The sequence below is a fragment of the Enterococcus hulanensis genome, assembly GCF_005405485.1.
In the GTDB taxonomy this organism is placed as follows: domain Bacteria; phylum Bacillota; class Bacilli; order Lactobacillales; family Enterococcaceae; genus Enterococcus_A; species Enterococcus_A hulanensis.
Window position 1 is genome coordinate 34742 of sequence record NZ_BJED01000028.1, and the last position, 10855, is coordinate 45596.

Consider the following 10855-nt stretch of genomic DNA (forward strand, 5'->3'; position numbering starts at 1 on the left):
CTTATACCCTCAATTCTATTCATTTGCTGATTTTTCAGCTAATTCATGATTTTGTTTAACATACTCATCAATCTTGCCTTCATCATTTAGCTTTTTAATGATTTTATTTATTTCTGTCTGCAATTCTTTGCTGCCTTTAGGCAATGCAATCGCAAATGCTTCATCTTTTGAGGCTTCCAGTTCGATATTTGCGATCATTAAATCTGGATTTTGTTGTACGTACGATTCAGCGATCGTTTTTTCCACGACCATAGCATCTAATGAGCCGCTGTTTACTTCGATCACCATATTCGGAACTTTTTCGATTGAAACAAGTTTTCCGTCTTTTAGTTGTGTTTTAACGATATCTTCTTGAATAGAACCTTTTTGCGCACCAACATTTTTATCTTTCAAAGAATCAATACTTGTAAACTTGTCTTGATTTTTCTTGTTAATGATCACCACTTGTGGCGGGTTATAATAATTGTCAGTAAAGTTGAACTGTTCTTTACGTTCTTTGGTTGCAGAGATCGCAGAGATTGCAATATCAGATTTTCCTTCTTTTAATGAAGCTAAAACGGTATTGAAACTCATATCAGATACTTCTGCTTTCACGCCTAACTCTTCGGCGATTGCATTAACTAAATCAATATCAGCACCAACGATTTTATCTTTACCATCCACCATTGTATGGAACTCGAACGGTGCATAGTCAGCGGATGTCGCTACTTTTAACACGCCCGCTTTTTTAATTGCTGCTAATTGATCCTCAGATTTTGCATTTGAAGAATCCGCAGTTTTATCGCTGCCTCCTCCACAAGCTGCTAAAGTGAATAATGCTACTAATGTCATAACTAAGCCGGTAATCTTTTTCATCCTATTTCCTCCTAAAAATATTTTACTATTAATTAACCTTCAAAAAACAGTTGGTTTACTAGCTATTTTTGAAGGCTTTTTTCAATGAATTTATTATAACATGAAATTTTCATAAAACAAGCGATTTGTTGTATAAATATTAAATATAGTTTGCATATCAGTTCCTATAATGTATATATACGCCCTTTAGTGAATAAATATTTTTAATTTCCGCCTTTTTGAGCTAACTGATTGTTTTCTTCAACCATTTTTTCGATGGTACCGTCTTCTTTCATTTCTTTGATATGTTTATTCAGTTCTTTGACTAATTTTTCATTACCTTTTGGAACCGCGATGCACAAGGAATCCTCCTTCATACTTTTCAATGAAATATTCGCAATCATCAGTTCCGGATTTTTATTAACATAGGCATCCGCTACTGTTTTTTCAACAACTAAACCGTCCAAAGAACCGCTTTTTACTTCCACAAAAATATTTGGCAATTTTTCAATTGATACTAGTTTGGCATCTTTCAACTGTTCCTTGACAATATTTTCTTGGATCGTCCCCTTTTGAGCTCCGACCTGCTTACCTGCAAAATGATCAATTGAAGTAAAATCATTTGCATGCTGCTTATTAATCACAATTACTTGCGGCGATGTATAGTAATCTGTAGTAAAATCAAAACTTTCTTTACGTTCACTGGTAACTGAAATCGCTGAAACGGCGACATCTGCCTTTCCTTCCTTTGCTGCAGCTAAAACTGCATTAAAACTCATGTCTAACCATTCAACTTTTACACCCATTTTCTTAGCAATGGTCTCCATCATCTCGATATCGGCACCAACAATTTTGTCTTTTCCATCAATCGTTGTATGAAAACCAAAAGGTGCATAATCTGGTGAAGTCGCTACTTTAATGACCCCATTCTCGTTTATAGTGTCTAATTTATCCTCTTCTTCCTTGCTTCCACATGCTGCTAATACTAATAAAGCAAGACCTGCTAAAACAACCTTCAGCCCTTTTTTCATTTGCTTTCCCCCATAATCAGTTTTGTATAGTATAGCATATTATTTCATTTTATCCAGCTTTTTATGTATATTTATTTATAAAAGGTTGGTTTTTTCGCATAAAAAAAGAAACAGCCGCGGCTGTCCCTTTTTAACTTGCTTAAAATTTTCTAAATCGTTGGTATCTTTTTTCAATCAAATCTTCTGTGGAATATTTTGAGAGTTCAGTGATTTTTTCAATTAATGATTTCTGCATCATGCGAATGATCTTATCTTCACTGAGTTTTTTCCCCTTCAGCGTTTCAGGAATCACCCGATCAATAACGTCTAATTCTAATAATTCAGCCGCAGTGATTTTCATCAGCTCTGCCGCCTCATCTGCACGTTTGCCATCTTTCCAAAGGATCGATGCAAATCCTTCTGGTGAAAGAATTGCGTAAATACTATATTCCATCATCCAAACTTCATCAGCTAATGCTAAAGCTAGTGCTCCACCGCTTCCGCCTTCACCAGTCACGATTGAAATGATTGGAACTTTTAAATCAGACATTTCTAAAAGATTTCGAGCAATTGCTTCGCCTTCACCACGTTCCTCTGCCTCAACACCACAGAATGCTCCAGGTGTATTAACAAAGCATATTACTGGCCGATTAAATTTCTCAGCCTGTTTCATTAAGCGCAGTGCTTTACGATATCCCTCAGGATTTGGCTGCCCAAAATTACGCTCCATGTTTTCTTTCAGATCGTTACCTTTTTGAATACCGATTACCGTCACTGGTTTACCAGCAAGGTTGGCCACCCCGCCAACAATTGCAGGATCGTCACCAAACAAACGGTCTCCATGAAATTCCTGAAAATCCGTAAAGATTTTTTCGAAATAATCGAGACTCGTTAAACGATCCTGATGTCTTGCTAACTTAACAATTTCTCCAGCAGTTAGGCTCATTCTTCACACCAGCCCTTCTGTTGATGAAATGCTAATAATTGCGACAAACGATCTCTCAGCTTCATTCTTGGAACAATCTGATCAATAAAGCCATGTTGTAAAAGAAACTCGGCCTTCTGAAAATCATCTGGCAGTTGTTGACGAATCGTCTGCTCAATCACACGTCGACCAGCAAAACCAACTAATGTCTGCGGTTCAGCCAAAATAATATCGCCCTCCATCGCAAAGCTGGCAGTTACTCCACCTGTGGTTGGGTCCGTTAAGACAGTAATATATAGCAAACCGGCATTACTATGTCGTTTGACTGCGGCCGAAATTTTTGCCATTTGCATCAATGAAAAAATTCCCTCTTGCATCCGAGCACCACCCGAAGCAGTAAAAAGAACGACAGGTAATTTTTCAGTCAAGGCTTTCTCAAATAATCGAGTAATTTTTTCTCCAACAACTGTACCCATGCTTCCCATAATGAAATTAGCATCCATCACACCAATAGCAACCGTTTGATTATTGATCGTTGCTTTTCCTGTTAGCACAGCTTCATCCAAACCAGTTTTTTCTTTAGTTGTTTCGATTTTGGCTAAGTATTCAGGAAAATCAATCGGATTTTTTTGTTCTAATTGGTTATCCCAATCTGCAAAACTTTTTTCATCAATTGTCAGCGCTAATCGTTCCCAAGCACTGATACGGAAACTATAACCACAATGAGGACAAACTTTTTCAGCACCAATTTCTTTTTTATACAGCGTCCGTTTGCAATTAGGACATTTCGCCCACATATCGTCGGGGACGGTTGGTTTCGTCGCTGGCGCGCTGTCGCGATTAGGATTGATCCGAATGTAGTTTTTTTTCTTATTAAAAAGTCCCACCTAAATTCCTCCTACTCGCTTTGTTGCCACTCAGGTAAAAATGTTTTTTGTAAAAAACTTGTATCATAATCGCCAAACAGAACACTTGGATGACTAATAAGATCCATTTGGAATTCAACATTTGTGATGACTCCGTCAGAAACAAACTCACCCAAGGCCCGCTGCATCTTCATCAAGGCATCAAAACGATCTTCGCCATGAACAATGATCTTGGCAATCATTGAGTCATAATACGGCGGAATCGTCACTCCGCTGTACATCGCACTATCCACTCGCAAGCCTAAACCGCCGCTAGGTAAAAGCAACGTCTTGATCTTACCAGGAGAAGGTGCAAAGTTAAATGCTGGGTTTTCGGCATTGATTCGGCATTCAATAGAATGACCTTGGAATTTTACATCTGATTGTTTTAAACCCAAGGGTTCCCCTGCCGCAATTTTGATTTGCTTTTTCACAATATCGATCCCAGTAACCATCTCAGTGATTGGATGTTCTACTTGAATCCGAGTATTCATTTCCATAAAGTAGAAATGCCCCTCTTCATCACGAAGAAATTCAATTGTTCCAGCACTTTCATAATTAACAGCTTTTCCAGCTTTTACCGCGATATCCCCCAGCATTTTACGGTTTTCTTCGCCGATTACGACCGAAGGAGCTTCTTCCAAAACTTTTTGATTGTTTCGTTGTAATGAGCAGTCGCGTTCGCCGAGGTGGATCACATCGCCTTGCTGATCACCTAGAATTTGTACTTCGATGTGACGTGCTGGATAAATAATTTTCTCCATATACATCGCATCATCACCAAAAGCCGCTTTCGCTTCTGATTTAGCAGATAAAAAGTTCTTCTCAAGTTCGCTTTTCGTTGGAACTTTACGAATTCCTTTTCCTCCACCGCCTGCCGCAGCTTTTAGCATAACAGGATAACCGATTTTATCAGCCAGTGCTTCCGCTTCTGCTAGTGTCTCAATTGCGCCGTCACTACCAGGAATAACAGGAACACCTGCTTTTTTCATTAGTTGACGTGCATGAATCTTATTTCCCATTGCATCAATGGTTTTTTCACTTGGTCCGATGAACTTGATATTGCATTCCCCGCACATCGTTGCAAATAAACTATTTTCTGATAAGAAACCAAATCCGGGATGGATCGCTTCAGCATTCGTTACAATCGCCGCACTTAAGATTTCTTGCATATTTAAATAGGACTCGCTTGAACGAGCTGGCCCGATACAAATTGCCTCGTCAGCCATCTCTGTGTGCAGAGCTTCTTTATCCGCCTCAGAATAAACCGCGACTGTCTGAATTCCTAGTTCACGACAGGCACGGATGATTCGTACAGCGATTTCGCCACGATTGGCGATTAAAATTTTTGAAAACATAGACATCTATCCAATCATAAAAGTCAGTTCTGCTTCGGCCACTTTTTTTCCATCGACATATGCGATGCCTTTTCCGCAGCCAGCTGAAGAACGAACTTTTGTTAATTCTACTTCTAAAATCAATGTATCTCCTGGAACAACTTTTTTACGGAATTTCGCTTTGTCGATTCCGCCGAAATAAGCCGTTTTACCTTTAAAATCATCCATTGATAATAAAGCGACAGCTCCAGCTTGAGCCATTGCTTCAACGATCAATACACCGGGCATAACTGGTTCATGCGGGAAATGACCTTGGAAAAATGGTTCGTTAACAGAAACATTTTTCTTCGCTTTGATACTTTTTCCTGCTTCTAGTTCCTCCACACGATCGATCAATAGCATTGGATAGCGATGCGGAATAATTTCTTTGATTTCTTCAATCGTTAACATTTATTTTTTCCTCCTAGCTTATACGGAATAACGGCTGTCCATATTCGACAACATCTTCGTTTTCTACCAAAATCTCAGCGATGGTACCATCAAAATCACTAGTGATTTCATTTAACAACTTCATAGCTTCAATAATACAAACTGTCTCGCCTTGTTTTACTGTATCACCGACCGATTTATACGCATCTTGTTCAGGCGATGGCTGCAAATAGACGATCCCGACTATTGGTGAAGTAATCACTTGTCCTTCAGCTTTGGTTTCAATAACTGAAGCAGCTTCTGAGTTCGAAGTCGGAGATGCTTGGACAGCCGGTGCTGCTGGCGTTGATTCCACAGACTGTTCAATTTGAACTGGCGCTGCAGTTTGACGATTCGTCTGATTTTTATTCATGTATAATTCAAAACTGCCTTCTCGCAAATCAAATTCGGTTAAATTTGAATCATTGAATTGATTCAGCAGTTCTTTGACTTCGTTGATTTCCATTCTTAATCCTCCCAGCGTTTCAAACAGATCACAGCGTTGTGACCGCCAAAACCTAGAGAATTACTTACGGCGTAATTAACCGGTGTTTCTTTTGCCTCGTTCACAACAACATTTGCTTTGATTTCTGGATCTACTTCTTGAATATTTGCGGTTGGCGGAATAAATTGATGCTGTAAAGCCATCAATGATGCTACCGCTTCAACACCGCCGGCACCGCCTAATAGATGACCCGTCAGTGATTTCGTACTGCTGACATAGGCTGCTTCTGTTAAAGCCGCTTCAATTGCTTTACTCTCAGCTTTATCGTTTGCTTGTGTACTCGTTCCGTGAGCATTCACGTAATTAACATCAGCCGGAGTGATACCTGCTTCTTTGATTGCTTCCGTAATAGCTCTTGCTGCTCCTTCGCCATCTGGTGATGGTGCCGTCATATGATAAGCATCGCAAGTAGCACCGTACCCTACAATTTCACCAAGGATGTTTGCGCCGCGTTTTTGTGCATGCTCTAAAGATTCTAGAACTAAAACACCAGCACCTTCTCCCATAACAAAACCGTTACGATCTTTATCAAAAGGAATTGATGCACGAGCAGGATCTTCTGAAGTACTCAATGCTGTTAATGAAGCAAAACCTGAGATTCCAATCTTGTTGATACAAGACTCGGCGCCACCAGCAATGATGACATCAGAATAACCATGTTTAATATTGCGAAAAGCTTCGCCAATTGAATGAGTTCCACTGGCACATGCGGTTACCGTACTTGTACAAATACCTTTTGCTCCGATACGCAAAGCAGTATTTCCTGCCGCCATGTTAACGATTGCTAGAGGAACAAACATAGGAGAAACACGAGCAGGTCCTTTTGCATCCATCTTCAATACTTGATCTTGGATTGTACCTAGACCGCCGACACCTGAACCGATCATTACACCGAAACGCTCCATATTTTCTGTTTCAGTATCAATACCGCTCATTTCTAATGCTTCAAGCGCAGAATAAATCGCATATAATGAGTAAGTTTCCATTCGTTTAGTGTCTTTTTTGACAAAATATTTTTCCAAAGGGAAGTCTTTTACTTCGGCCGCTACCGTGATACCTGTTTCACTGGCATCAAAGCGGGTAATCGGGCCAAACCCGTGATTTCCTTCTTTTAAATTCTTTAAAAATGTTTCTTCATCATTTCCAATCGGTGAGGCAACACCAAAGCCTGTAATTACGACACGATTCATTTTATTCCGTCCTTTCTTTACATGACCATTCCGCCATCAACGTTCAATACTTGACCCGTGATGTAACTGTTTTGCGCCAAGAATAAAGCAGCATTTGCTACATCATCCACACTGCCAAAACATTTTAGCGGAATTTGACCTTCCATTTGTCCTTTGACTTTATCATTTAGTTCATCTGTCATATCTGTTTTGATAAAACCGGGAGCAATTGCGTTGCAAGTAATACCACGCGGTGCAACTTCCCTTGCTACTGCTTTTGTGAAACCAATGACACCCGCTTTGCTCGCAGCATAATTGCTCTGTCCGACATTTCCAATCAAACCAACTACGCTGGAAAGATTGATAATAACTCCAGCACGTTTTTTCATCATTTTCTTCAAAACTTGCTGAGTCATATTAAAGGTCCCCTTCAAATTGATATCCATAACGGCATCAAAATCTTCCGGCTTCATCCGTAAAAGCAGTTGATCTTTTGTAATACCAGCATTGTTAATCAAAATATCGACAGACCCCAGAGTATCTTCACATTCCTTGATCATTTTTCCAGCTTCTTCAAATGAACTGATATCACCGCAAATTGCGGTGCATTTCACCCCAAAGGCTTCGATCTCAGTAATTTTATCTGCAGGAATAGCTTTACGTCCATTCAATATGATATTTGACCCAGCTTGAGCAAAAGCTTTTGCAATGCCCCAGCCGATTCCACGACTGCTGCCGGTAATAAACACTGTTTTATTCGTTAATTCCATTCGAACCTCCTAAAAAGCTGATTGTTTCTGCTAATGTCTTCGCATCTTCTACACGACTCGTTGAGAGCGAACGATCAATCTTCTTAATAAATCCGATCAATGTTTTTCCAGGACCAATCTCGATTAATTGTTCAACGCCCATTTCTTTTAAGGTTACGATACTATCGCTAAATCGTACGGGCGACATCACTTGTTTTGTTAGTAATGAAACGATCTCGTTTTGAGGCATAGGTTTTGCAGTGGTGTTTGAAATTAACGGAATCTGCATCTCCTCAAAATTGATTGTGTTCAATACCTCGTTCAATCGCTTGCTGGCAGGCTCTAATAACGCTGTATGAAAGGGTCCGCTCACATTCAACGGAATCATACGCTTTGTTCCAGCAGCTTGCAATAATTCTTCCGCTTTCTCAACTGCAGCTACTTCGCCGCCAATCACGATCTGCTGCGGAGTATTATAGTTTGCTGGTGAAACAATTCCTATGGCAGAAGCTTGCTTGCAGCAATCTTCAATCACCTCGGCTGCTGTATTCATTACAGCTACCATTTTTCCGCTACCGGTTGGTGCAGCTTCACTCATGAACTGTCCGCGTTTATGGACAAGTTGTACTGCATCGCTGAACTTTAAAGCCTCGGAAGCAACTAATGCCGTATACTCGCCTAAGCTCAAACCGGCAACTGCATCAGCTTGAAATCCCTTAGCTGTTAACACACGTAAAAAAGCGGTACTCACAGTTAAAATTGCTGGCTGAGTGTATTTTGTCTCATTTAATTGGGGATTTTCATCGAAGCATAAGTCTTCCATTGAAAAACCAAGTAAATCACTAGCCTCTTCAAATGTTTCCTTTACGATTTTTTCTTGCTGGTACAACTCTTTGCCCATTCCGACATATTGAGCGCCCTGCCCGCTGAACAAGAATGCTGTTTTCATGATCGTCTCCTAATAGCAGGAAAGGCCAGGCCTTACGCCTAGCCTTGTCCCGGAATTTTATTAATTAAGCGTTTTGTTGTTTTTCAACATATTCAACTAAATCTTTAACAGTTGTGATACCATCTTCAGTTTCGATCTTCACATCAAACTCGTCTTCGATTTCGTTGATAATTTGGAATAGGTCCAAGCTGTCTGCTTCAAGATCTTCTTGGATATTTGTTTCCAATTTCACTTCTTCTTTTTCTACCCCTAGTTCTTCTACGATAATGTCTTGGATTTTTTCGAATGTCATAAGTTGTTTCCTCCGATAATTTTAAATTTTAATTTTATATTTTTAACAAACTTACAGCTGAATGAGTAGGTTTCCCCATGCCAATCCGCCGCCATAGCCTGTCAATACCACTTTTTGATTACTATTTAATGATAAAACATTTGCTTCAACAAGTTCATCCAATAAAATCGGAATGCTTGCTGCTGAAGTATTCCCATAATTCATCAGATTCATAGGAAATTTTTCAATCGGCTCGTTCATTTTGCGAGCGATTTTTTCAATGATTCGTTTATTGGCTTGATGCAGCAAGTAATAATCAACAGGCTCATCACCAATAAATTCCTTCAAACTTTTAGTTACATCATTTAAGGCAAAGTTCCAGATTCCACGGCCGTCCATTGACAATGCCGTACTAGTTTCTGCACCTTCGTGGAAAATATTACTGTTCTTGCGAAATCCAGAAGTCAATGCATTTGCCCGCTCACCATCTGCTCGGAGCATTTGCTTTATAATAGAAGCTTCTTCATTCGACTCTAGTAAAACTCCCGCAGCTCCATCTCCGAAAAGTACAGCTGACGAACGATCATGCCAATCTAACAGTTTTGAGGTTTTTTCACCGCCGATAATAATACCGCGCTTCATTCCACCGCGGATAAAATTTTCAGCTGTTGCTAGTGCATAAACAAATCCAGCACAAGCGGCAGCTACATCAAAAGCCATCGCCTGTTTTGCCCCCAGCTGACCTTGGACCTGACAAGCTACAGATGGCGATGTATAATCCGGCGACATCGTAGCGACAATAATAAAATCCAAACTCATAGGATCAATGGCTGCTTTATCAACCAATTTTTTTGCAACTTGCAAACACATGTCCGAAGTATTCTCTGCTTCTGCAACATGGCGTTGCTTGATTCCTGTCCGCGACTGAATCCATTCATCTGAAGTATCCAGCCATTCAGCCAGGTCATCATTTGTCACAATCTTTTCAGGCAAATAACGTGCTGTTGCAATTATTTTTCCGAAGCTCATACTCATTTGATCTCCTCTAAGTAACTATATAGATTCACTAGTGCTTTCAAGAAAATCTCTTGTTCCTCTGCATTCAAATCCCTAATGGCACTTTTAACCATTTCATGATGGAAATGCTGATGGATTCGAAAGACTAAGCGTCCTTTTTTCGTCAATCCTAGCTTGACTACTCGGCGATCATCTTCGCTGCGGATACGTTCTACATAGCCTTTTTTCACTAAACGATTGATTGATGTCGTCAAAGTTCCGACGGTTACCAGTAGTTCCCTAGCAACTTCTGTCGTTGTCTTCTTTTTATACATCCCGATTGCATCAATGGTGTGCATTTCTGTAATCGTCAAATCGCTGAATTGTGATTTTTTTAGTTCGTTTTCTTCAATCGACAAAACGTCGTTGAAAATTGAAACTAAATAGGCATTTAATTCTTCCCAGTTTCTTTCCATGTCCTCACCTAATTAGTTTGATTATCAAATCATTTGATGTTCAAACTATATCTTATTTTTTTTCTGAATGCAACCACATTTTTTCAATTAACCAAAAATTAATGATTGTTATTGAATCCTATTTATTTTTTAGATAAAAAAATACTTTGATCATCAAAGGAATTAATCAGAACCACCCGTGAAAACGCAATGTCATTAACTTAAGCATCTTGACAAATAAACACTAGCTTCGTTTGAAGAATTGTTCTTCAAACGAAGCTA

General features: G+C 39.6%; 13 protein-coding genes. All 13 read right to left on the minus strand.

Going from position 1 to position 10855, the window contains the following annotated elements; genetic code table 11:
- Positions 1-15 precede the first annotated feature (15 nt).
- The 13 genes from FFR60_RS21240 to fabT all read right to left on the minus strand — a co-directional run bounded on the left by FFR60_RS21240 (position 16) and on the right by fabT (position 10594).
- Positions 16-855 (minus strand): transporter substrate-binding domain-containing protein, encoded by an 840-nt coding sequence (locus FFR60_RS21240; RefSeq protein WP_137665717.1) that lies wholly within the window; start codon positions 853-855, stop codon positions 16-18.
- Positions 856-1058: 203 nt separating this feature from the next.
- Positions 1059-1865 carry a transporter substrate-binding domain-containing protein gene (locus tag FFR60_RS21245; protein WP_137665718.1) on the minus strand — a complete coding sequence of 269 codons (807 nt, stop codon included), beginning with the start codon at positions 1863-1865 and terminating at the stop codon, positions 1059-1061.
- Positions 1866-2004: 139 nt separating this feature from the next.
- Complete coding sequence (locus tag FFR60_RS21250; RefSeq protein ID WP_088932974.1) at positions 2005-2790, minus strand: acetyl-CoA carboxylase carboxyl transferase subunit alpha; 786 nt, start codon at positions 2788-2790, stop codon at positions 2005-2007.
- The gene (accD, locus tag FFR60_RS21255) at positions 2787-3656 is read right to left on the minus strand and encodes an acetyl-CoA carboxylase, carboxyltransferase subunit beta (protein ID WP_088932975.1); all 870 of its coding nucleotides are present in this window, start codon (positions 3654-3656) and stop codon (positions 2787-2789) included. Before accD ends, FFR60_RS21250 begins: the two co-directional genes overlap by 4 nt.
- 11 nt (positions 3657-3667) lie before the next feature.
- On the minus strand, positions 3668-5032 hold the full coding sequence (locus FFR60_RS21260) for an acetyl-CoA carboxylase biotin carboxylase subunit (protein ID WP_088934650.1): 1365 nt from the start codon (positions 5030-5032) through the stop codon (positions 3668-3670).
- 6 nt (positions 5033-5038) lie between these two features.
- On the minus strand, positions 5039-5461 hold the full coding sequence (fabZ, locus tag FFR60_RS21265) for a 3-hydroxyacyl-ACP dehydratase FabZ (RefSeq protein ID WP_137665719.1): 423 nt from the start codon (positions 5459-5461) through the stop codon (positions 5039-5041).
- Positions 5462-5474: 13 nt separating this feature from the next.
- The gene (gene accB, locus FFR60_RS21270; protein WP_137665720.1) at positions 5475-5945 is read right to left on the minus strand and encodes an acetyl-CoA carboxylase biotin carboxyl carrier protein; all 471 of its coding nucleotides are present in this window, start codon (positions 5943-5945) and stop codon (positions 5475-5477) included.
- A gap of 2 nt (positions 5946-5947) precedes the next feature.
- Positions 5948-7174, minus strand: a complete 1227-nt coding sequence (gene fabF, locus FFR60_RS21275; RefSeq protein ID WP_088932978.1) for a beta-ketoacyl-ACP synthase II — start codon at positions 7172-7174, stop codon at positions 5948-5950.
- A gap of 17 nt (positions 7175-7191) precedes the next feature.
- The gene (fabG, locus tag FFR60_RS21280) at positions 7192-7923 is read right to left on the minus strand and encodes a 3-oxoacyl-[acyl-carrier-protein] reductase (RefSeq protein WP_137665721.1); all 732 of its coding nucleotides are present in this window, start codon (positions 7921-7923) and stop codon (positions 7192-7194) included.
- The gene (gene fabD / locus FFR60_RS21285; protein ID WP_137665722.1) at positions 7907-8851 is read right to left on the minus strand and encodes an ACP S-malonyltransferase; all 945 of its coding nucleotides are present in this window, start codon (positions 8849-8851) and stop codon (positions 7907-7909) included. The genes fabG and fabD overlap by 17 nt, the downstream gene beginning before the upstream one ends.
- Positions 8852-8915: 64 nt before the next feature.
- Complete coding sequence (locus tag FFR60_RS21290) at positions 8916-9143, minus strand: acyl carrier protein (RefSeq protein ID WP_010746005.1); 228 nt, start codon at positions 9141-9143, stop codon at positions 8916-8918.
- Positions 9144-9194: 51 nt separating this feature from the next.
- Positions 9195-10157 (minus strand): beta-ketoacyl-ACP synthase III, encoded by a 963-nt coding sequence (locus FFR60_RS21295; protein WP_137665723.1) that lies wholly within the window; start codon positions 10155-10157, stop codon positions 9195-9197.
- On the minus strand, positions 10154-10594 hold the full coding sequence (gene fabT / locus FFR60_RS21300; protein WP_137665724.1) for a fatty acid biosynthesis transcriptional regulator FabT: 441 nt from the start codon (positions 10592-10594) through the stop codon (positions 10154-10156). The genes FFR60_RS21295 and fabT overlap by 4 nt, the downstream gene beginning before the upstream one ends.
- Positions 10595-10855 lie beyond the last annotated feature (261 nt).